This window comes from Thaumasiovibrio subtropicus, from assembly GCF_019703835.1.
GTDB lineage: Bacteria > Pseudomonadota > Gammaproteobacteria > Enterobacterales > Vibrionaceae > Thaumasiovibrio > Thaumasiovibrio subtropicus.
In genome coordinates this window covers 516,061-538,998 of the sequence record NZ_AP023055.1, presented here as the reverse complement: position 1 = coordinate 538,998, position 22,938 = coordinate 516,061, and the positions used below count along the sequence as shown (strand labels likewise).

Sequence of the window (22,938 nt, the reverse complement as noted above, 5' to 3'; positions counted from 1 at the left end):
CCTATTCCTTCACCATGCTCATACCCATGTAGCTAATAGAGACGCGACGGTCATACACATTGTTTTCTAAGGTTTCCTCCTCCATCACGGGCAGCGTATCGCCATACGCGTCCATCAATAATTGAGAAGGCTCAACGCCACGTTGAATCAAGTATTCGCGCACTGTTTCTGCTCGCATCTGAGAGAGAGCCAAGTTTTCTTCAGCATCACCACGGCGATCGGCATGCCCTTCGATTAACCAGGTTTGGTCTTCGCTGCCAACCATCATGTCGGCGATAGTGTCTAACTGCTCCTGATAGTGGGCCGCTAAGGTGTAAGAACCCGTTTGAAATTGCACATTGATGTTTAGCGGTTGAGGTGCAACATGCATCGCCTGTAAAGATTGACGAAGATGCGCATTGTCGCGTTGCGCAAGTTGGTAATCTCGCTGTACACCTTCTAAAGCGGCTTTCTCCGTCGTTAACTGTACAATCTGCTCGGCTTGGTCACGGCTTTCCGCTTCCAGTCCTGATGATGTTCCGACTAAACCACCGACAATCGCACCGATTACGGCGCCGGCTGGGCCTCCCACCAGCGCGCCAATGGTTGCGCCTCCACCGATACCATACATTTGATGCTGGCTCGTTTGATCTTCCGATGCATGAACGTTTGATACCAATAGTGCTGAAGAGATAAGAGTAACGATTGCTGCCTTTTTCATGTGTTGATTCCTTGTGTTTGTTTGATGGGTTAATTAAACCAAGGCAATCTGGCGCAGCGCAGGCAACAAAATGGCAATTCACTTATGAATTGTGGCGAGATTGTGGCTTTTGATCGAGAGTACTTTTCCTCCCCCCTTTTTCGGGTATAGTCAACCCATCAAAGAGGAAGTGACTGTATGAAAAGCATTGTTATTGTTGAAGATGAGACAGCGATTCGCGAAAATTACATCGACGTATTAACGCGACAAGGTTATCAGGTAAAAGGGTATGCAAATCGCACCGAGGCAATGGCCGGATTTGAACAAAGCCTACCTGATTTAGCGCTAATAGATATCGGTTTGGAAGATGAGATTGATGGCGGCTTTCAACTCTGTCAAACGCTTCGCGCCAAATCTCCCACACTACCCATCGTCTTTCTCACTGCCCGCGACAGTGACTTTGATACCGTATGTGGTTTGCGTATGGGTGCTGACGATTACCTCACCAAAGATATCAGCCTCCCTCACCTTATGGCACGTATTGCCGCCCTGTTTCGCCGCTCTGAGGCGCAAGGACAACAAACGGATGACAGCGATGTTATTGACCGAGGCCTACTCAGTGTTGATAAGGGAAAAATGCACGTACATTGGGATTCCCATGCAATAGACCTGACGGTGACGGAGTTTTGGATGCTGCATGCGCTGGTTCGTCGACCAGGCGTTGTAAAAAGCCGTCAAGCACTCATGGAAGAAGCACATGTGGTGGTTGATGACAATACCATCACGTCGCACATCAAACGTATTCGCAAGAAATTCATCGCTGTTGACAGCAATTTTGACCATATCTCTACGGTGTATGGCATGGGGTATCGCTGGCAGGAGCCCAAGTAGATGCGGAACAGTTTACGCGCTAAAACCCTATTGATTTGTAGCTTCTTGCTGCTGTTACCTTGGTTAGGTTATCGCTATATCTGGGAAATGGAAAAAGTCCTACGTGTTGGCCAAGAGCGTAATCTGCTGGGCACGGCACAAGCACTCGCAACAGCGCTGCATGAACGTCCTACGTTATTCTCATCGCAACCGCAAACTGGCACCAATACCCAACGCGATCTTTATGCTTATAGACTCCCGGCACCGATAACACTTGATGGCGAGTTTGATGATTGGCTCGGGTTTGAACAACATATCAAGACCTACGGCCGTCATTATGTGCAGTTTTCTCGTTACCCTTATCGGCAGGAAGATTATGCTTTTCGACATATGCTCGGACGGCACGGTGACCATCTCTATGCGCTCTTTGATGTCACTGACAACACGCTGATCACGCGTCGAAGCGCATCATCCAGATTGGATAGAAGCGATCACCTGGTGATTGCCATGACCACCCCGGAGGGGCGATTGCAGCATTATGCTATCGCTGGCCAAGAAACCGGCCCTGTGCAAACTTATGCGGTAGATGGTGAGATTTCAGATACCGCCGCCCTTTCCCCCATCAGCTACATTCAAGGCTATTGGCGCAATCACCAACACGGTTATAGCCTCGAATTGCAACTTCCAATGGATCACATCGGCGACATGCTAGGGTTTTCCTGGAGCAATGTTAACGATAGCTTCAACCGTGATATCGACACCGTCATTGCGACAGCAAGCATCAAAACAGCTACTAGCCTTGGTCAGCTCATCGCCCCCTCTGAAGAAATAGATCGTATTCTCAAAGCGATGACACATAGCCAAGCCCACTTGAAGGTGATCGACAACCAACGGCGTGTTCTTGCGAAAACAGGTCAGCTAAATCCTCAGCAAAGTTTATGGTCTAACTCATTAAACACGTCAGACAACGTGGTAAGCCGATTGCTTGCCCCACTCTATGAATGGCTATTCCCACTACCCAAACTGGATACAACACCGGAAAGCACCGATGACGCAAAAATTCTCGGACTTCATGTTACTCAAGCGTTAGCGGGACAACCGTATGTACGGTGGCGAAAATCTGAAGATGACAAAGATGTCATTATTCTCTCGGCTGCGCATCCAGTATATGTCGATGGCAAAGTCGTCGGCGTTGTCATTGCCGAAGAAACCAATCTCGGGATTCAGACCTTGAAGGTCGAAGCGCTAAAAGGGCTATTCTCACTAAGCAGTGCGATCATTCTTCTCGGCATCACAACCTTGTTGCTCTTTGCCTCACATATTTCCAACCGTATACGCCGTCTGCGCGATAACACAGAACGCGCAATAGATACGCAAGGACGCGTACAAGAAAAGATTACTATTGACCAACGCCAAGATGAAATTGGCGATCTGTCTCGTGGTCTTGCAACCATGATGGATCGGTTAGATGGCTATCATCAATACTTAGAGCAAATGTCTTCCCGCTTGGCCCACGAGTTGCGCACCCCAGTCGCAGTTGTGCGGTCATCGTTGGAAAACTTAGCATTTTGTGAAACTGAGCCCGCGAACATGCCATATATTACGCGAGCCCAAGAAGGGATTAATCGTCTCAACACTATCTTGTCTCTGATGACGGAAGCGACTCGGATCGAGCAAAGCCTCGAGCAAGTCGATAGAGAGCAGTATCGTTTAGATGAACTCCTTGATGGATGTACACATGGTTACTCCCTCGCCTACCCGGATACTCAATTCAATGTCGTGCTCCCTGAACAGCACCTTCATGTCATGGGTTCACCCGATCATCTTGTGCAATGCCTCGACAAAATCGTTTCCAACGCCATAGACTTCCATGTCGCTAATACTCCCATAGACATTCGCCTTGTCGTCTTGGGTGAGTCAGCAGTACAAATAACTATTGCTAACCAAGGTCCATTGCTTCCCGCTGAAATGGAAGATCAGCTTTTTAACTCTATGGTCTCATTGCGTAAGAAAGGCAAAGAAAGTGAACATAAAGCAAAGCAGGAGAAACCACACTTAGGCCTTGGGCTCTACATTGCTCGCTTGATTGTCCAGTTCCACAAGGGCGAAATCACGTTAGCGAACCGCAGTGATCGACAAGGTGTTGTCGTCACTATCACACTCCCTTTGATTGCTGCATAACTTTGCGATCTTGTCACATTCTCTCCCAACTGCATCCTTGAAACTGAGGCAAGCAGTTGGGTGGTTATGTGAGCTATCTATCATTCACGGCTCATCCTTAACAAATTCAAGCCATTGGCACTATTTTTAAAGAGTGCGTATAAGGAGACCACATGACCACCACCAATAATACTGTGCTCGTTGTTGTCGATGTCCAAGGCAAACTAGCACAATGCATGGATGACAAAGACGCGCTGTTTAAGCACCTTTCTATCATGGTGCAAGGTGCCAAATTACTGGATATACCGATTATTTGGGTTGAACAAAACCCGCAAAAATTAGGCGCTACTATTGCAGAGGTAAGCCAGCACTTAAGCGATCAAACCCCGATTGCAAAAATGACCTTCAGCTGTTACCAAACAGCGGAATTTAGCCAAATGCTCAACCAGCTCGATCGCGAACATGTGCTGGTTTGCGGTATAGAAAGCCATATTTGTGTCTATCAAACCGTGTTAGATCTTTACCAAGCAGATTACTTGGTGAGCTTGCTTTGTGACGCAACCTCTTCAAGACAGCGCTACCAAAAGGACATTACCATTCAAAAGCTCGTTCAACTAGGCATTCCGATCACCAGTGTTGAAATGGCGTTGTTTGAGCTGATGAAAACAGCCGACCATCCTCGTTTTCGTGATATTCAAGCGCTCTTAAAATAACCCTGTGGGCCGTGCTAGCACGGCCTACAATCATCCCGATGCAATAGAGGCATAACATTATGAGCGATAAAGCACTAAAGCAGTCTCTATGTGCGCTTTTACAACAAGATAAGACTCGCCTGCATTTACTCAAACTCGTCAGTCAGTTGCCCCTTCCGCAATGCTATCTCGCGGGCGATTTTGTACGACACCTCGTTTGGGATCATCTTCATCAACGTAGCCCATCACCGATTTCAAGGGTACAAGTCATCTATTTCGCGCCTAACGACCCCGAAACGGTAAAAGGAAAAGAGATAGAGTTGCTGCTCCGAAAAATCCACGCTGACGTGTTTTGGCAAGTCGACAATATGGCAACCACCCACACCGCTTACGAAGACTCTCCTTACAAAAGCGCTGAAGACGCCTTGGCACACCTCACCGAAAAAGAGTCGGCCATTGCTGTTCGCCTCAATGACAAAACACAGTTGGAAATCCTCTCGCCGTTCGGCCTAGCATCACTGTTTCGTGGAGAAGTGACCTTGAATCCCAAACGATCTCGACAAGCAATGATGAACCATGTTCTTAACAACCAATGGCTCCAGAAGTGGCCAGAACTGCGTATTGTCATGTCAGAATAACCACCGCCTTATGCACCAAATCCCTATAAGTCATCAGAAAAGGTATACACTTAACATCAGGCAATACTAAATTTGCTTTAAGTATCATTTGCGTTTTTGGGGAGTGTGGTATGCGTTGGATCTTTGGTTTTGTTTTCCTGCTGTTTGGCTGTGAACAACCCCAAGAGAAAGTGCGCATTGCTATCAACCCTTGGCCTGGCTATGAATTTCTTCATCTCGCTGAGAAAAAAGGATTTTTCGAGGAGGAAGGCTTACCCGTTGAGTTGGTTCAAGTGGCCAGTTTATCTGACGCGCAAAGCGTCTATGTCAACAACAATGTCGAAGGCATCACCAGCACCCTGATTGAAGCAGTGCAAATTGCGCCCTTAGGTGGCAAGCCCGCCCGTGTCATTTTAGTCATCGATTTTTCTAATGGTGCCGATGTGATTATCGGTAATAACATTCAGACGCCAGAACAACTCAAGGGAAAACGTGTCGGCGCGGAAGTGGGATCATTGGGTCTATATGTCCTCTCGCGCGCATTACAAAGCGTGGGCCTCAGCCTCGATGACGTGCAACTGATTAATGTTGAACAGTCAGAAACGGAGTATTTAATGCTCTCCGATGAGCTCGACGCTGTCGTCACCTACGCCCCTTACTCAGTGGATTTACTGCGTCACCAGCACTTCTCTACCCTATTCGACAGTGCCATGATTCCGGGGGAAGTCGTTGACGTAGTCTCTGTTTCCCAAGAAGTGCTCGACAATAACCCGCATTTTATCGAGAAGTTTCATCGTGTATGGACCCGAGTCATCAACTATTATGCTGAACATCCCGAAGCGTCTATCGCTATTATGGCCAAGCGCCAACGTATCCACAGCGATGAATTTATCGCCAGCATGGAAGGTTTAAAAATCCTCTCGCTCAAAGAGCAACAGGATCTCCTGTTAAAAAATAATAAAATCAACGACACAGCAAACCAAGTCTGCGAGGTATTGCTTTATGCCGGGGCTTTCGATGGAAACTGTGATCATACCGTTGCTCTATTTAGCCTCAAGGAGTAACACCCCTGATGTCTCGCAAACTCTTTAGGCAATCGATCACGGTCAAACTTATCGCATTAACGATTCTCATCGTGGTTTGCACATGCTTCATCATCGGGGCTTTTTACTATCAGCAAAGCCGCACGCAGACCGAATATGCAGCAAACAAAAATATCGACAACATCATTAATGCGCTTTTGCTTGCAGTTGAAAACAACGCCAGTAACGCGAACTTAATTCGTACCATTACGATATTGGCTTCTGAACCTGAAATCGTGCGGTTCAGTATTATCAACCCGAGCAGTCAAACCATCATTGCTGACAGCCACAATGAATATATTGACATGTCAACCGTGGCGGCATTTCACCCCGTTCTCTCTAATCAGATTGAACTCTTCGTTGCCAATGGCGACAACCAGCGCATCTTTGCCAAGCAAAATGCAGAGGATCAAAACCACCTTAACATCTTGCGTCGGGTCAACATGATCAACCCGACATACAACCGCCTGCGCCCCTACTTAATCTTTATTGAGTATGACATCAGCTCCGACATTGCTTTCCAAGTTTCACGTTTCTGGTACTACATGGGCGTCACCTTTATCGGCTTTATGTTACTGCTTCTTTCCATGATCTACTTGCAAATGCACGTCTTCATTAAGCCTCTTAAACAATTAGCACAGCAGGTTGGCTCGCAAGGGTTACGTCCTGTCGACGCGTTTTTTGATCGAGAAATACAGGTCCTCGTTGACAGCTACAACTCCCACGTCAAGGACTTAGTCACAAAGCAAAATGAGCTCACTCAAACTCGTCGCTATATCGACACCATTATTAAACGTATCCCCGTGATGCTCGCGTACACGGATAAAGATCTACGCTATCAGTTTATGAACAGTTACTACCGGGAGTGGTTGGGCAAACCCGAGCAAGATATTCTCGGCAAACGCGTTGATGAGCTATTGCCACCACTGACATTCCAAACAATTCGCCCTCATATTTCTCAGGCATTGCGCGGGATTACTGTCAACTTTGACAGTCAAATCATCTCGCCCCAAGGTGAACAGCGATTCGTTCAGGTGCGTTACATTCCAGATATTGACACTGATGGCCAAGTGAACGGTTTCTTTGCCTGTATTGAAGACGTCACATCACGCTACCGAGACGAAGAGAGAATCCGCCTCTATGCCACGGAGCTCGAAGAAAAAAATATTGAACTAGAGCGGGCAAATTTACAGGCGGAAGATGCGGTAAAAGCTAAGTCAACTTTTCTCGCAACGATGAGCCATGAAATTCGTACCCCAATGAATGGGGTCATGGGTATGTTAGAATTAATATCTCATACAAATCTCAATAAAAACAGAGTGAATACCTCAGCTTGGCTCAGTCCAGCTCATCGATCATGCTCGATGTCATCAATAATATACTCGATTTTTCTAAGCTCGAAGCGGGTCGAGTTGAGCTGGATGTGCAATCCATAAATCCCACTCAACTATTAAACGAAACGGCCAAAGTGATGGCAGTAAAAGCCGCTGAGAAACGCTTACCTCTTCTTCTCGAAATATCACCGCACTTCCCTATCAGTATTGAATCAGATCCCACGCGCATTAAACAGATATTGGTCAACCTGATCGGTAATGCGATTAAATTTACCAATGAAGGGTATGTCGCGATTCGCGCTACATTTGAAAACAGTACATTACTCATTTCTGTGCAAGATACAGGCATAGGAATGAACGAAAAGCAGCAGGCGCAGCTCTTTAGGCCATTCACTCAAGCGGATGCATCAACGACCCGTAAATATGGTGGTACTGGACTGGGGCTGAGTATTGTAAAACAGTTACTCGAATTATTTAATGGACGTATAAAAGCAACCAGTGCACTGGAAAAAGGCACCACGTTTTCCCTGCGCATTCCGTTGCACGAGTTTGAGATTAATGACACAACCGAAATCAACCTTAGCGATAAGAATCTCTTGCTCGTCTCACCCGCGGTAGAAATTCGCCGCTTGTTTGAGCCACATTGTCAACAGTGGTCTTTACCTTTTAGCGTCATTTCAGACCCCAATGAAATACTCTCAGCAATAGCAGATCACACGAATGTCATTATTGACACCCTTAACATTGAACACGCCTTGTTTGCGCGTCTCATCAGCATGAAGAACCGTTTTCCAAAGACTAACTTCATCGGTCTCAGCCCACCATCACACCCCAAGATTCGTCCAAATCCGATACTGGCAAGCTGCGATCACACCCTTACAGTGCCTTTTTGTCCAACGGCCATCGTACATTTGCTCGAAGAAGGCATCGCCTCTCCGCCTGCGCCATCCTCGATGACGACAAAACTACAGCCGTCGTCACTGCAACCGAAATACCTGCTCATTGTTGAAGACAACGAAGTGAATCAGCAAGTCATTACAGCGATGCTCGACCAGATCGGAATGCGGCATCGACTTGCGGTAGATGGCAATAAGGCCCTTGATACACTCACTGAAGAGCACCAACGCTTCGACATGATATTAATGGATTGTCAGATGCCCGTTATGGACGGCTATGAAGCCACTGCGTTGATTCGGGAAGGAAAAGTCGGGGACTATTATCGAACCGTGCCCATCATTGCGTTAACGGCGAATGCATTGCCCGAAGATAGACAACGTTGCTTAGATGCGGGGATGAATGACTATCTGAGCAAGCCACTCGCCATTGAAACATTAGAGGCATGCCTCGAGCGCTGGCTACAACCTGCTTCCCGTCAAGACCGCCCTGTGGCTTAAAACCTCCACTTTGCATTGCCTTTTTGAGGAGCTCGCTACTATGTTTTCAATAAAGATTGCACTTTTCTGACATTTCATTGTCTTTACTGTGTTTGCCTAAGTACTTCCAAATTGCGCCTGAAAAAGCATTTTCGTCGCAATTGAGCACTTTTTAGCATCTTGTTCGTATTCTTAGACAGAAACATTGACGCAAGCTATAGAGCCCGCATAATGGAACGGATTAAAAACATTAGCGTTCGCTGAACACTTACATGCTAGGTCGCTAATCAAATATGTGTCATCGAAAGGTATTACACTTGGACGCCTTAAGCGCTTCATTTTGATGGCCTGAGCCAATGAGGTATATACCTAATCGATCTCAAGGAACGAGGAGCACACCCCCACCTGAGATTGCCTAGGTATCTATCTGACGTTAACTGCGGCTAACTGCCGCCCAATGTGAACAAGTTGCAACCGACGTAACGAGATTATGTCAATCTGAAATAGATAGTTGCAATTTATCTTTTGTTCAAACTGCAAAGTCAGTTACGTTTAACGCAGAAACCATTAACGCATTCAATTTTTCAAAGGTTTTTCCATGAAATACGCCGCCGCATCACTGCGACTTGTTACATTCTCCACCTTATTCTCCGCTTCTGTGATGGCCGCTCCAACTGTCGTTCCTGACGCTCCGTCGATTGCCGCTAAGGGCTATATCTTGATGGACTTCCACTCAGGCACCATACTTGCGCAACAAAACGCTGATGAATCACTCAACCCAGCGAGCTTAACCAAGCTGATGACGAGCTATGTCATCGGTCAAGAAGTCAAGCGCGGTAACATTTCTTTAGAAGATAATGTCGTTATCAGCCAAAACGCTTGGGCGCGTAACTTCCCTGACTCATCAAAGATGTTTATTGAAGTTGGAAAAACCGTAAAAGCCGAAGACCTTAACCGCGGTATCATCATTCAGTCGGGTAATGATGCCAGTGTCGCTATGGCTGAGCATGTTGCTGGCTCAGAAGATGCCTTTGTCAGCCTGATGAACTCTTGGGCAAGCACCCTCGGCATGACATCAAGCCACTTTAGTAACGTGCATGGCTTAGATGCAGAAAACCTCTACACAACCCCGCGCGACATCGCAGTGTTGGCACAAGCCATTATCCGTGATGTCCCTGCACAACATCAGTACTACAGTGAAAAATCATTCACCTACAACGGGATCACCCAAAACAACCGCAATGGCCTCCTTTGGGATCGCAGCCTCAATGTCGATGGTATGAAAACTGGCTACACCCAAAGTGCCGGCTACAACTTAGTCTCAACGGCCACCCAAGGGCAGATGCGCCTCATTAGTGTCGTCATGGGTACCAGTAGCGCGCGAAGCCGCGAAGCTGAGTCAAAAAAACTTCTCAACTACGGCTTCCGTTTCTTTGAAACCGTTTCACCGCATAAAGCAGGACAAGAAGTTGTTTCAGAACGTATTTGGATGGGCGACGCAGAGCAAATCAGTTTAGGTGTCCCTTCAGATACTTTCGTGACAGTGATGCGCAGTCAACGCAACAATCTTGTGGCAAACGCTGAATTATCTGGCGAGCTAGAAGCGCCGATTCGTAAAGGTGATCAAGTTGGCCGACTCGTCTACCAACTCGACAATGAAGTGATCACTGAAGTGCCTTTAGTGGCACTAGAAGATGTCGAACGAGGTGGCTTCTTTTCACGTATAAAAGATATGTTTATTCGCTTCTTAAAAGGCCTGTTTAGCTAATTAAATGCCCAAAACCGTCTAGCCAGCGACACTCCGTCGCTGGCTTTTTTTTGTTTTCTATACTCCTTCCCTCTGCGCCAGTTCACGTGCTTTGTACGTCGTTATCGCATGACAACCTAAACCGAGTTCAAGCAAACACTTTTTTGGCTTTAAAAATAAAGTCGTGAAGCGGCTCACTCTTTTGGTGACACTACTTGCATGCAAAACGCATTGATAATAATTTGCATTACGTTTGTTATTAGGGAGAGAGCAATATGAATAACGCATTTCATCCGGACCCGCTATTGCAGGTTCGGGATTTGGATGTGGACTACATTACAGATGCGGGTGATTTTCGCGCTGTAAACAAGGTAAGTTTCGACATTGGTAAAGGGGAGATTTTCGGTCTCGCGGGCGAATCTGGGTGTGGTAAAAGTACCATAGCATTTGCCATTAACCAGCTTCACAAGCCGCCTGCATTTATCAGTGGTGGTCAAATCCTTTTTGAAGGCGATGACTTACTGAAGAAAACGTCAAAACAGATTAATGCCATTCGCTGGAAGGACATTGCGATGGTATTTCAGAGTGCAATGAACTCACTCAACCCTGTTCTACCCGTCGATGAGCAGTTTGTTGATGTTATGCGCCACCATCTCGGCTTTACCCGAGAAGAGGCGATAGAGCGCGCAGAAAAGATGCTTGATCTGGTGAACATTAGCCGCGACCGCCTTTTCGACTATCCACACCAATTCAGTGGTGGAATGCGACAACGTCTTGTGATTGCCATCGCGCTATCACTCAATCCCAAAATGATTGTCATGGATGAGCCAACAACCGCGTTAGACGTTGTTGTTCAACGTGAGATTCTGCAACAAATCTTCCAGCTTCGTGAAGAGTTTGGCTTCTCCATTCTATTCATTACCCATGACCTCGCACTCATGACCCAACTTTGCGATCGTGTTGCGGTTATGCGCAAAGGCCAGTTGGTTGAAGTCGCTGGCTCGAAAGAGATCCGCAACAACCCTCAGCACCCATATACGCAAAAGTTATGGGCATCATTCCCGAATATCCATGAAGTACACGAGGAGACGCCAGCATGACACAACCCATTATTCAGGTAAGAGAGTTGCGTAAAACCTTCACCATGGGTGGCGGCTTCAGTAAAACAGAGCAATTTGAAGCCCTACGCGGCATCAGCTTTGACCTTCATGCCGGTAAGACGCTCGCACTGGTCGGGGAATCAGGCTGTGGCAAAAGTACCGTCGCACGTATTTTAACGAAGGTACACAGCCCTACAGAAGGCGAGATCCTCTATAAGGGCAAAGACATTACCGAGATCCAAACCCGTGCCGACATCCTAGATTATCGCAGTAAAGTGCAGATGGTCTTTCAAGACCCCTTTGGTTCACTGAATCCAACGCATACCATTGCACACCATTTAACGCGCCCACTGATGATCCACAATCAAGTGAAATCAAAAGCAGAGATTCGCCCGCGTCTTGAAGAACTCATTAAACTCGTCGAGTTAGATGACGACACACTCGAAAAATTCCCGCATCAGCTCAGTGGTGGTCAGCGCCAGCGTGTTAATCTTGCGCGTGCCCTCGCTGTCGGCGCAAAAGTGATTCTTGCGGATGAACCCACCTCAATGCTGGATGTTTCAATCCGTCTAGGCGTGTTGAATCTTATGCAAGAAATGAAAGAAAAGATGGGGATCGGGTTCCTTTACATCACGCACGACTTAGCCACAGCCCATTACATTGCTGAAGAAACGGCGGTAATGTATCGGGGACAAATCGTGGAATGGGGCGATACGCGTAAGATATTGACCAACCCACAACATCCATACACTAAACTATTGATATCAGCTGTCCCTGACCCTGATCTTCCTTTTGGCAACTTACTGAAAGAGTCACCGAACTATTCAGTCGATGCCGAAAAGATCCGTGAGCTCAGCGCTCTACCGCAACCTGAGTACTCAGAGGTGAGTGACAACCATTTTGTTCGTCACTGGGAAAATGCCGGAGAAAACGCTGCATGATATCGATCACCGAATGGTTAGAATCGAAAAGCAACCTACAACCAGCCCTAGAGGGCTGGTTAATTGCGACCCCTAAAGCCATCTTTGATGCCCCACTCACGCCACTGAAACAGCAAGCAATTGGTCAGTGGTACATGGCTTGTATGACATGCTATCGAAGTAACAAAAGCGAACCAAAACAAGCGGCATCATGGATACAGCTCGCCTATAGCTACCTGCAAGTCATGGCAAGTGACCAAAGTCATACCCATGAAGTCAGACTTTGGTGCCTACAACGCCTCGATCACTTAATCGTCGCGTTATTAGAATGCGCACAGCATTCCGGTGAAAATACCGAAGAGGCAATTTCAGCGCATATCGCCTTTATGAGCAGCCAGCAACACCGAAATCTGCCCGCAGATCTACAAGCGCCCTAGAGAAAAAACTGCCCACTGCACAGTGTCAACGCGCCGAAGCAGACTGATTACCATCGCTCGCTCATTGCGATGGTGACAGCACGAAAAGACAGGTCGTCTAATTGCGCTTTCGGCGTCGCCTCAATGCCCTGCTAGGGCTCAACGCAGGAAATGCGACCTGCTTGCCATCATCTTGAAGTATTTGTATTTTCTCCGGCGCACCAGACTTGGACAGAAATAGCTCGCCAACTGCGCTTCGATTTACAAGCCGTTTACGCCCAGCGGTGTCGGGATCGCGTTTTAAAATCTTCATCCGTTTTCGTTTTGTTAACCAGTTCAGCGGCGAGTTGGGACTATACAGAAAACGGTCAAGCCCTTCACAAATCGACAATAGCGGCTCAGGAAACTCATTCCGAAAGCCACTGCAGGTGATCTGATAGATGTTTGGACGACAACGTCGAGAACGAATCTTCACATCGTAAGCAAAGGAGTAATGCACATCACCAGACAAAATCACGAAATTTTCCGGTGTTCGTGTATGAGTAAAGATACTCATCAAGGTGTTCGCTGCGCCTCGATGCGCCATCCAGTTTTCGGCATCGACAAGCAGTGGGTAACCAAGTGTTGTCATGCCCTTTTGCAGTGTTTCAATGAATTTTACGCCAAACATAGGGGCAGCTGACACAATCACCACCGAAGGCTGATTCAAGATTGCTTGTTGAAACTCTACCAATGCCTCCCAATCCATCAGCCCAGAGGGCTTATTCAAGTTACTTTCAGAATGCCAACGACGGGTTCGGGTATCCAAAACAACCACTTTCGGCATTGTGTCTATGGTGTAGTGCCATTGCTGATATGCTAGTACTTGATCAACCGCCTTCTGGTGCGTTGCGCTACCCGGGCGCGCGATGCCGTCTTTCATCGCGGTAATAAACGCATCATCATACTGTGTTGGGTTGTTTCCCCACCCTTGAAAGAGCCAATAGTCAATCAATGCATTCCCTACAATGCGGCGAGTGAGAGGATGCCCGTATACGGCATGTTCCCAGCCCACAGTGAGGTTCCAGTCATCGGTGACATCATGATCATCAAAGATCATATACGTGGGTATACGTGACAATAGCCAGCGGACATCATTGGAGCCATCGGCAAACGCGCGAAGTTGTAGGAGTTCTTGATACCATCGCTCTCGCTCTTTATCACTAAATGATGGCTGATTGGCATAATCGGCAACCTCACCCCAATCAATCGCTTTCCAGAGCTCGGGAGACCACACCAGTAAATACATCGCGTGGAACTCATTAAGGCTAATCAGATGGTTGTCGATATCTTTCGCGCTGAAAATAGGCTCTTGACGCGTCTGAAGCCCAAACCAGCGCTTCACTGAGTGCGTTGGCAGCACAGATTCACGACCATTGATATGTTGGTGGCTGGATTGCAACGTCTCACTACAAGGGTAAGTGCACCCGGGCAGTGTTTCAGTTTTCAAACCAAGTAACTGAATGACGCGAGTTAAGATTAGCATCATAGGCCCAGCGACATGATCGGCGTAGATCTGATCGCCACTCATCATCAACAACGCGGGCCTATCTAGCACATTTTGAGATGCTACCTTCTTTTTCGCCGCGACAAGTGCATCACCACACGCATGATGGGGGTGTCGACAAGAACCATGCAAAAGGTAGTCCGCTCGTGACGCACACTTGAATTCAATGCCGTCCTTTGTCGCCATATGAGGCATTGTTTCATGTAAGCATCCCATTTTTGTCACGATATCGTAGGTCAACACCGTGTCTTGAGGCACTGACAAGGCTACAGTGGCCAACGTTACCCATGCTCGCTCACCAATTTGGATTTGATGGCATGCGTTCAATGGTAAATTAGCCAGTACAGCGCCCTTGTGCTGAATCAGAAGCTCCCCTTCTGTCAAACACTCGCGACTGGTCCACCATATAGCGACTTGGTGCGGCGTAACAGCACGTAGAATTGGACCTGCGATGAAAAGTGGGATGGACATAATCGCTTTTGCTTTATCCTTTTGTTACTTTTGTGTTGGTATACTGTCTTTGATTTAGCCCACTAGACCTTCAAAGCATTGCCTTGTTTACAAGCCAAGAAATTCTCGCTGAACAAGCATCTTGAGGTGGTTTGAGTATGGCTAATACAGAATCAATGTTATTTTACTGTTACTGCCAATCAGCCGTCCACTGCACTCTCAAAGAAAACATCCAACCAACCAGCAGTAGCGAAGACGAAACGGCCAAAAAGCATACACCCTCCACCTAAAGCATCACACCGTGCCAAAGAACACAAGCCAACAAAATACCCATAAAGCATAGTTAGTCGTTGTTTTTTGACAAAAAAATCAATAAAACCTCACTTTATTCATGACCTTTATCGCGCTCAAAATGCAACAAGACACATAATATTTCATATGAAGATCGACGGAATCGCAAAATATTTTTTTTTGCTGGAAACCTACTTCTAAACATATTTATTACTAACGGCACTCCAGATAACCTATATCTACATTCTTCTCGTCGATTTATTTCGACACGCACCTAGAGCAGACGTTTATGGACACAGTCAGCTTTAATATAAAAAAATGGCATTACCTCTATAAAGATAAGGAGAATATTCTTCAGCATTACTCTAATGACAAAAATGTCACTCTTCCGGTCTGCAAGATACCTGCAGGCATGAAAAGAAGGATGAGCACAATTTCAAAAATGGCCGTCCAGGTTGCGATGGACGCCTCTTATGATGAGATGGTCGACTTTATTATTTTCACCAGTCAACATGGAGAAATAAATCGCACCATTGATATTTTAACGACAATTGCGAAACAAGAACCCATTTCGCCTACAGCGTTTTCACAAAGTGTACACAACACTGCCTCTGGCCATTATACCATTGCGACTAAAAATGCTTTGCCTGTCACTTCAATTTGCGCGGGCAGTGAGAGTATCAGAAGCGGCCTCATTGAAGCGTTTGCGTATTTGCATGGCAAGCCAAATGCGACGGTTTTATTAGTCGATTTTGATGAGCCCTGCCCTGATATGCTCAATAAAGGCGAGCAAATGGCGCCCAGCCATCATGCGCTTGCCATGCTGTTAAAAGCAGGTGATGAACACCAACTCATTTTCAATGAGATAGGTGCGCAAACAGTAACGTTAGGTAGCCAGTTTTTTCTTCAAGCCCAAAAAGGCACGACGAACAAATTCAACATATAAATTATTACTAATAACTTATAAACAGAAAAACAATCCATTATTGACTAATAGGGAAGGAATATATGGAAAACTTAGAGCTTACAATCAAAAAAATCATCATTGAATCACTAAATCTAGAAGATATCACTCCAGAAGATATTGATAGTGATGACGCATTGTTTAACGATGGTTTAGGTTTAGATTCAATTGATGCATTGGAACTAGGCTTAGCGCTGAAGAATCACTTTGACATTAAGATTGAAACGAATGACGAAAACATTCGTAATCACTTCAAATCAGTCGCGACACTTGCGACACATATCGGTGAATACATTTCTAATACTGAAGTCAGCTGATTCTATCATGCTATGAATAATCAAGAAAAAACAAAGCACCCTACTGGGTTATTATCTCACTTGATGATTTCACCACGGGATCTTAATGCCGTGGTTGCAAAAACGTCTGAAGGTAATAGAAACTGGTCAGCATTCATTAGTGACGTGAATAATCTTTCTGCGCAATTTGAACGACAGAAGGCAACACGCATTGCACTGTGTATGCGTAGCAGTTATGCCATGGCAGTAGCGCTGATTGCCTGCTTTTGTTCAAAGCGCCAAGCCATCGTGCCCGGCAACACGCAAACGGAAGCATTAAAAGCACTTGAGCATCAATGGGATCTCTTCATTCATGATGGTGACCATAATGCACAAAACAATGCGCAAAATATTCACACCCTACTGGCTTGTGTCGTTGGTCCTGTCCAGCAAACAAACATCATCGATACTGACTCATTGCGGCTCATACTTTTTACATCGGGCTCAAGTGGTACACCTAAGGCGATTAGCAAATCGCTAAAAGGGATTGAGAACGAGTTGAAAGCACTTGAACAGCAATGGCACCAGGATGTGGCCGAGAGTGAGTTTGCCAGTACTGTGTCTCATCAGCACATTTATGGATTACTGTTTCGCTTATTATGGCCACTCTCAACGGGTCGCCCCTTCTTAGATCGAGATTGGTTGTATCCAGAAGAAGTTCATCAAAAAAGTGACGCTAAGCGGACGCTTATCTCTAGTCCAGCGTTACTCAAGCGATTACTTCTCGACGCGTCGCCAACGCAATTTAGTGCAATTTTTTCATCAGGCGGCCCTTTGCCTTTGCAAGCTGCATCAAATGCAGAAACCTTGCTAGGTCAGCGGCCCAACGAAGTCTTTGGCAGTACAGAGACAGGGGGAATTGCATGGCGGAAACAGCGCACGGCGGAAACACCTTGGCGACTATTTAAGGGCCACAAAGCGACAACCAATGACGACCATTGCCTGTTACTCCAATCTTCATTTATTGAAGACGACGACTATCAAACTACGGACCGAGTTGCCTTTATCGATAACGATACATTTGTCCTAAAAGGACGTGCAGATCGTGTCGTTAAAATTGAAGAAAAACGCATTTCTCTCCCTGAGATCGAGCACCGTTTAGCACATCACCCTTGGATTGATGAAGCGGCGGTGATCGTCCTCAATGAGACAGGACGCCCTGCATTAGGCGCTGTTGTCGCACTGACGGAAGAGGGTGCTAATGAACGCCAAGTGCTTTCTGACGCTGAAACCTGGAAAACCCTCCGCGCCTATTTGCGTGAGTGGATTGAACCTATCGCGATTCCGCGTAAATTCAGAGTCGTACGACACTTACCGGTCAATGCGCAAGGCAAGTTGGTGCGCAATGACGTCCTCGCCTTATTCACTCCTTCCTCACAGAAAGCGGAGGAAGTACGATGAATAGGTCACCTCACATCATTAGCAAAGTCGTAGAGAATCACACTGCCACATTGAAAATGCAGTTCGATGAGACACTGTCAGATTTTAAAGGCCACTTTCCAGGCAACCCACTACTACCGGGCGTCAGCCAGATTGACTATGCCATTGCGATGGCTCGTCAGTTACTCAATGTTGATGCACCTTTCGCAGGTATTGAAGCACTCAAATTTCAACAGCCTATTTTACCCAATCAAGACGTTGAGCTTGCTCTCCAATGGCATCCAGCCAATCAAAAGCTCAACTTTCAGTTTTCTTCAGGGTTAGGAACCCACTCAACTGGACGCGTTCTGCTTCGCAGTGACGCCTCGTTAACGGACTAAAACTATTATGACTAAAACAATCGAATTCGGCGCAGAGCGCCTCACTATTGAAGACGTAATTGCCATCGCTAATGGTGCAGATGCGCACTTATGTGATCACCCAGAGTTCACGGCAAAAGTGAATAAAGGCGCAGCATTCCTCGATAAATTACTCGAGGATGAAGGTGTTATCTATGGTGTAACAACGGGCTACGGCGACTCTTGCACTGTTGCAATCCCACCAGAGCTGGTTAACACGCTTCCACTCCATTTAACACGCTTTCATGGCTGTGGATTGGGTGAAGATCTCGACCACCAGCAAGCACGTGCCGTCATGGCGACCCGTCTATGCTCACTCTCACAAGGCGTGTCAGGGGTAAGTCTGGATCTGCTTCAGCAGATCGTCACCATGATTAACAAAGATGTCGCGCCACGCATTCCACAAGAAGGTTCAGTTGGCGCAAGTGGCGACCTCACCCCCCTATCCTACCTTGCTGCCGCGATGATTGGTGAACGTGAAGTACTCTACAAAGGCGAAGTTCAAGACACTAAAACCGTATTTAGTCAGCTAGGCATTGAGCCACTAACCCTTCGCCCTAAAGAGGGTCTTGCGCTCATGAACGGTACTTCTGTCATGACGGCCTTGGCTTGTCTTGCCTACCAACGTGCAGAGTATTTGGTGAAACTTGCCACACGCATTACCTCAATGGTTTCTGTTGCCATGCAAGGCAATGATTTCCACTTTGATGAAACCCTATTTGCAGTGAAGCCTCACCCAGGCCAGAAGCAGGTAGCAACTTGGCTACGTGAAGACCTGCAAGCTGAGGCCCCGCCACGTAACAGTGACCGCTTGCAAGATCGTTATTCATTGCGCTGCGCACCACATGTTATCGGTGCAGTTCAAGATGCCCTACCTTGGCTACGTCAACTGATTGAAAACGAACTGAACAGTGCCAATGACAACCCAATCATCGACGGCGAAAAAGAGCGCGTGCTCCATGGTGGTCACTTCTATGGCGGGCACATTGCGATGGCAATGGACACGCTCAAAACGGCGGTTGCCAATATTGCCGATTTGATTGACCGCCAAATGGCACAGCTCATGGATTACAAATTTAACAATGGCTTGCCATTTAATCTAACGGGCGCTGAAGGGGATCAAAAGCCAATCAATCACGGGTTCAAAGCCGTACAAATTGGTATCTCAGCTTGGACTGCGGAAGCACTGAAACACACAATGCCAGCGAGTGTATTCTCACGCTCTACAGAGTGTCACAACCAAGACAAGGTCAGTATGGGCACCATCGCATCACGCGATTGTCTGCGCGTGCTTCAACTCACTGAGCAAGTGGCAGCTGCGGGACTGCTCGCGGCATCACAAGGCATTTACCTTCGTCAACGCCAAGGCGAACTTAACCCTTCGCATATGAGTAATGCAGTATTGAGCATGCAAAGTGCCGTGAAACGCGATTTTGACCCGGTCATTCAAGACCGTCCTCTTGAAGGTGAACTACGTCTAGTTGTCGCAATGATTCAAGAGCAGCACTGGGACCTTTACTAATGCCTCGCAAGCAATTGCGCGCAGAGATCTCCATGGTGACGGCGTTTCAAGACGCCGATCCCATGGGGATCGTTTACCACGGTAATTACTTTCGGTTTTTTGAAGAAGCTCGTCGCGTCTTACTCGAACAGATAGATTACGGTTATCGAGCGATGTCTGCGTCAGGATATAGCTGGCCGGTCATCGACACACAAGTTAAGTATGTAAAAGCGATACCCTTTAATCACCCCATCTGTATCACTGCAACATTGTCGGAATGGGAACACCGCCTTCGAGTTAAGTATCTGATCACCTCAGAAGATAAGCTCACCGTTTATACCCGTGCTCACACCACGCAGGTTGCGGTTAACTTAGAGACGGAAACCATGTGTCTTGCCTCTCCAAGTTGCTTCACAGATCGGATAACAAGCGCGATACGCCTAAACGACAATGATGTTGAACAGCGTACTGATTTACCTATCTCAGAAAACTAGACCTCGGCATCAAACATGACAAAGGGAGCCCCAATAATGAGTGACCCTATTTATATCCATGCCTGTAGCTTTATCTCAGCGCTGGGTGATACGCCAGAATTAATCCATCAAAGCTTAATCAGTGGTGATGCGCCAGGATTTGAGCGTGACCAGTCCTATTTAACCGATGGCACAGAAACCTGGCTTGGGCACGCAGCGACATCGCTTTTGCCTCTGCCAACGTCAAATACCCGATACCAGTCTAGAAACAATCAATTAGCGTATACGACGCTACAGCAAATTGACGATGATATTCGTGCCACGATCAAACAGTTTGGTGCTCACCGAGTGGCTGCCATCATAGGTACCAGCACGAGTGGCTCGGAAGAAGCCAGTCAGGCCGTCACCCAAAGATTGGCGTCACAATCCTTACCTGAAGGCTATTGTTATGCGCAACAGGAGCTAGGCAACCCCGCAGCGTTCATTGCTGATCATTACCAAATTAAAGGCCCCAAATATGTTATCTCTACCGCTTGCTCTTCCAGCGGTCGCGCCTTTATCTCAGCAAAACGACTGCTGCAAGCAGACCTCGTCGACGCTGTACTTGTTGGTGGGGTAGATACACTCTGTCCCCTCACGTTAAACGGTTTTCACTCACTGGAAGCACTCTCTAATGAACGTTGCCAACCCATGGGAGCAAATCGAAAAGGCATCAATATTGGTGAAGCTGCCGCTTTCATGATTCTTAGAAAAGATAAACCAAGTGATGAACAAGCCGTCTGCTTATGGGGGGTCGGTGAAAGCTCCGATGCACACCACATTTCCGCACCGCACCCGGAAGGACTTGGTGCAATTAGCGCGATGAAGATGGCACTCGAAGACGCAAACCTTCAACCCTCGGATATTGGCTATATCAATGCCCACGGTACCGCGACGCCACTCAATGACCAAATGGAAACAAAAGCCATTTTTAACCTGTTTTCAAATGATACGCCTGTCAGCTCTACGAAGCGTCTCACTGGGCACACCCTTGGCACAGCTAGCGCTGCAGAAGCCGCTATCTGCTGGCACCTGTTAAAGTTCCAGTTACCTTTACCTGCTCAAACAGGGCTTTATCCCCTTGATGAAACGCTAGCGCCTATTGCATTTACTGACAACACAACAGAGTTGAGCTCCCCATACATTTTGAGCAACTCGTTCGCGTTTGGTGGCAATAACGTAAGCCTTATATTTGGAGTCGAACATGGCTAATGCACAAAAGCTGTTTTCAACCTTCCCTGATATTGATCAACTATTACCCCATGAAGCGCCAATGGTCATGCTTGATGGCCTCGTCGCAGTCAGTGACAAAGGCGCAACATGCGAAGCATTTGTTGGGTCTGACAACCTCTACTTTGACGCCACTCAACAGCATATTCCAGCTTGGATTGGCTTGGAGATGATGGCGCAAGCCGTTGCCGCAAAAGCAGGATATCGCAGTTGGTTAGAGGGTCTCCCTCCATCACAAGGCATGCTATTAGGGACAAGACGCTATACCACATACTGCACCGGGTTTAAGCAAGGCAGCCGACTCGAAGTTCTGGTCTCTGAACAGGCCGACCTCGGTGAGATGGTTCGATACAGCGGCAAAATCTCTTGTAATGGTAAGTTACTTGCGGAGTGCGGCATGAACCTCTTTATCCAACAACCTCTTTCGGACACCAACTAACATGGACAGCACAATAAAAGGCAGACGAGTTCTCGTCACCGGGGCAAGTAAAGGGATAGGTAAAGCCATTGCCATCGCGTTGGGGCAACAAGGGTACGACATTGCTGTCAACTACCTTAGCGACCAAGCCGGTGCTGAGAATACCTTGGACCTGATTACAGAACTCGGTGGTTCTGGACATTTACTGCCATTCGACATCAGCAATCGAGCACAGTGTCGCCATACGCTAGAACAAGACATCGCCCAATTTGGCGCATTTTATGGCGTCGTCAGCAACGCTGGTATTACCGCTGATACCGCTTTTCCAGCAATGGAAGAGGCGCAATGGGACAGGGTGATTCACACCAACTTAGATAGCTTCTATAACGTGATACAGCCCTGTGTCATGCCGATGATCAGAGCGAGAAAAGGCGGGCGAATCCTCTCTATTGCTTCGGTGTCAGGCATGATCGGAAATCGAGGCCAAACCAATTACAGTGCCGCAAAAGCGGGTATTATTGGCGCGTCAAAAGCCCTCGCTCTTGAGCTAGCCTCTCGAAAAATCACAGTGAACTGCATTGCCCCTGGGCTCATTGATACAGGCATGATCGACGAAAGTGTAAAAGAGCGCGCACTACCACAAATTCCTATGAATAAGATGGGCAAACCCGAAGACATTGCACAAGCCGCAGCGTTTCTTATGTCTGACGGCGCAAACTACATTACACGACAAGTTCTCGCTATCAATGGTGGGCTCAACTAATAAATAGACTTAAGCCTTTCCCCTTAACTACGAGCACTAGGCCGCTTCCGCCCAGCCTCTTGATTTAGCTTGAATCAACACCACCCGGAGAAGATGGAATAACTTTATATTCTCCGGGCAATTTTCAGCCAATAAACCCAAACAACAAAACACAACCAGC

Annotated in this window: 22 protein-coding genes; 20 read left to right on the top strand and 2 right to left on the bottom strand. The window is 47.1% G+C overall.

Annotated features, from left to right (window positions below; all coding sequences use genetic code 11):
- Position 1 precedes the first annotated feature (1 nt).
- Positions 2-700, bottom strand: a complete 699-nt coding sequence (gene pdsO / locus TSUB_RS18705) for a sortase-associated OmpA-like protein PdsO (RefSeq protein WP_087018982.1) — start codon at positions 698-700, stop codon at positions 2-4.
- A 177-nt stretch (positions 701-877) separates the two neighbouring features.
- Here pdsO and pdsR point away from each other — a divergent pair, with 177 nt between their 5' ends.
- From pdsR to TSUB_RS18650, 11 genes are all read left to right on the top strand, one after another.
- Positions 878-1,570, top strand: coding sequence for a proteobacterial dedicated sortase system response regulator (pdsR, locus tag TSUB_RS18700; protein WP_087018984.1), 693 nt, complete (start codon positions 878-880; stop codon positions 1,568-1,570).
- A complete protein-coding gene (pdsS, locus tag TSUB_RS18695; protein ID WP_087018986.1) occupies positions 1,571-3,730 on the top strand; it encodes a proteobacterial dedicated sortase system histidine kinase in 2,160 nt (719 codons plus the stop codon). It abuts the gene before it with no gap.
- Between the two features lie 152 nt (positions 3,731-3,882).
- Positions 3,883-4,422, top strand: coding sequence for an isochorismatase family protein (locus tag TSUB_RS18690; RefSeq protein WP_087018988.1), 540 nt, complete (start codon positions 3,883-3,885; stop codon positions 4,420-4,422).
- Positions 4,423-4,481: 59 nt separating this feature from the next.
- Positions 4,482-5,039, top strand: coding sequence for a nucleotidyltransferase family protein (locus TSUB_RS18685; protein ID WP_087018990.1), 558 nt, complete (start codon positions 4,482-4,484; stop codon positions 5,037-5,039).
- 110 nt (positions 5,040-5,149) lie between these two features.
- Complete coding sequence (locus TSUB_RS18680) at positions 5,150-6,082, top strand: ABC transporter substrate-binding protein (RefSeq protein WP_087018992.1); 933 nt, start codon at positions 5,150-5,152, stop codon at positions 6,080-6,082.
- An 8-nt stretch (positions 6,083-6,090) separates the two neighbouring features.
- Positions 6,091-7,536, top strand: a complete 1,446-nt coding sequence (locus TSUB_RS18675) for a PAS domain-containing protein (protein WP_221274649.1) — start codon at positions 6,091-6,093, stop codon at positions 7,534-7,536.
- Positions 7,524-8,828: an ATP-binding protein gene (locus TSUB_RS18670; RefSeq protein WP_221274648.1), complete on the top strand. Its 1,305-nt coding sequence runs from the start codon at positions 7,524-7,526 to the stop codon at positions 8,826-8,828. Before TSUB_RS18675 ends, TSUB_RS18670 begins: the two co-directional genes overlap by 13 nt.
- A 577-nt stretch (positions 8,829-9,405) precedes the next feature.
- Positions 9,406-10,575 carry a D-alanyl-D-alanine carboxypeptidase family protein gene (locus TSUB_RS18665; RefSeq protein WP_087018996.1) on the top strand — a complete coding sequence of 390 codons (1,170 nt, stop codon included), beginning with the start codon at positions 9,406-9,408 and terminating at the stop codon, positions 10,573-10,575.
- A 254-nt stretch (positions 10,576-10,829) separates the two neighbouring features.
- Positions 10,830-11,654, top strand: coding sequence for an ABC transporter ATP-binding protein (locus tag TSUB_RS18660; protein ID WP_087018998.1), 825 nt, complete (start codon positions 10,830-10,832; stop codon positions 11,652-11,654).
- On the top strand, positions 11,651-12,595 hold the full coding sequence (locus TSUB_RS18655) for an ABC transporter ATP-binding protein (RefSeq protein WP_087019000.1): 945 nt from the start codon (positions 11,651-11,653) through the stop codon (positions 12,593-12,595). The genes TSUB_RS18660 and TSUB_RS18655 overlap by 4 nt, the downstream gene beginning before the upstream one ends.
- Positions 12,592-13,011 carry a hypothetical protein gene (locus TSUB_RS18650; RefSeq protein ID WP_087019002.1) on the top strand — a complete coding sequence of 140 codons (420 nt, stop codon included), beginning with the start codon at positions 12,592-12,594 and terminating at the stop codon, positions 13,009-13,011. The genes TSUB_RS18655 and TSUB_RS18650 overlap by 4 nt, the downstream gene beginning before the upstream one ends.
- Before the next feature lie 97 nt (positions 13,012-13,108).
- Here the strand turns inward: TSUB_RS18650 and TSUB_RS18645 are convergent, their stop codons facing one another.
- Entirely contained in the window at positions 13,109-15,007 is a 1,899-nt protein-coding gene (locus tag TSUB_RS18645; RefSeq protein WP_087019004.1) for an alkaline phosphatase D family protein, read from the bottom strand.
- Positions 15,008-15,566: 559 nt separating this feature from the next.
- Between TSUB_RS18645 and TSUB_RS18640 the strand changes: the two genes are divergently transcribed.
- The 9 genes from TSUB_RS18640 to TSUB_RS18600 all read left to right on the top strand — a co-directional run bounded on the left by TSUB_RS18640 (position 15,567) and on the right by TSUB_RS18600 (position 22,778).
- Positions 15,567-16,223 (top strand): beta-ketoacyl synthase chain length factor, encoded by a 657-nt coding sequence (locus tag TSUB_RS18640; RefSeq protein ID WP_087019006.1) that lies wholly within the window; start codon positions 15,567-15,569, stop codon positions 16,221-16,223.
- Between the two features lie 62 nt (positions 16,224-16,285).
- Positions 16,286-16,558, top strand: coding sequence for a phosphopantetheine-binding protein (locus tag TSUB_RS18635; protein WP_087019008.1), 273 nt, complete (start codon positions 16,286-16,288; stop codon positions 16,556-16,558).
- 12 nt (positions 16,559-16,570) lie between these two features.
- On the top strand, positions 16,571-17,977 hold the full coding sequence (locus TSUB_RS18630) for an AMP-binding protein (RefSeq protein WP_087019010.1): 1,407 nt from the start codon (positions 16,571-16,573) through the stop codon (positions 17,975-17,977).
- Positions 17,974-18,336, top strand: a complete 363-nt coding sequence (locus TSUB_RS18625; RefSeq protein ID WP_087019012.1) for an ApeI family dehydratase — start codon at positions 17,974-17,976, stop codon at positions 18,334-18,336. The genes TSUB_RS18630 and TSUB_RS18625 overlap by 4 nt, the downstream gene beginning before the upstream one ends.
- Before the next feature lie 7 nt (positions 18,337-18,343).
- A complete protein-coding gene (locus TSUB_RS18620; RefSeq protein ID WP_087019014.1) occupies positions 18,344-19,876 on the top strand; it encodes an HAL/PAL/TAL family ammonia-lyase in 1,533 nt (510 codons plus the stop codon).
- A complete protein-coding gene (locus TSUB_RS18615) occupies positions 19,876-20,349 on the top strand; it encodes an acyl-CoA thioesterase (protein ID WP_087019016.1) in 474 nt (157 codons plus the stop codon). The genes TSUB_RS18620 and TSUB_RS18615 overlap by 1 nt, the downstream gene beginning before the upstream one ends.
- Before the next feature lie 36 nt (positions 20,350-20,385).
- Positions 20,386-21,579 (top strand): beta-ketoacyl-[acyl-carrier-protein] synthase family protein, encoded by a 1,194-nt coding sequence (locus TSUB_RS18610; RefSeq protein WP_087019018.1) that lies wholly within the window; start codon positions 20,386-20,388, stop codon positions 21,577-21,579.
- The gene (locus TSUB_RS18605) at positions 21,572-22,036 is read left to right on the top strand and encodes a hotdog family protein (protein WP_087019020.1); all 465 of its coding nucleotides are present in this window, start codon (positions 21,572-21,574) and stop codon (positions 22,034-22,036) included. The genes TSUB_RS18610 and TSUB_RS18605 overlap by 8 nt, the downstream gene beginning before the upstream one ends.
- 1 nt (position 22,037) lies before the next feature.
- Positions 22,038-22,778, top strand: a complete 741-nt coding sequence (locus TSUB_RS18600; protein WP_087019022.1) for a 3-ketoacyl-ACP reductase FabG2 — start codon at positions 22,038-22,040, stop codon at positions 22,776-22,778.
- The last annotated feature ends 160 nt before the right edge of the window (positions 22,779-22,938 follow it).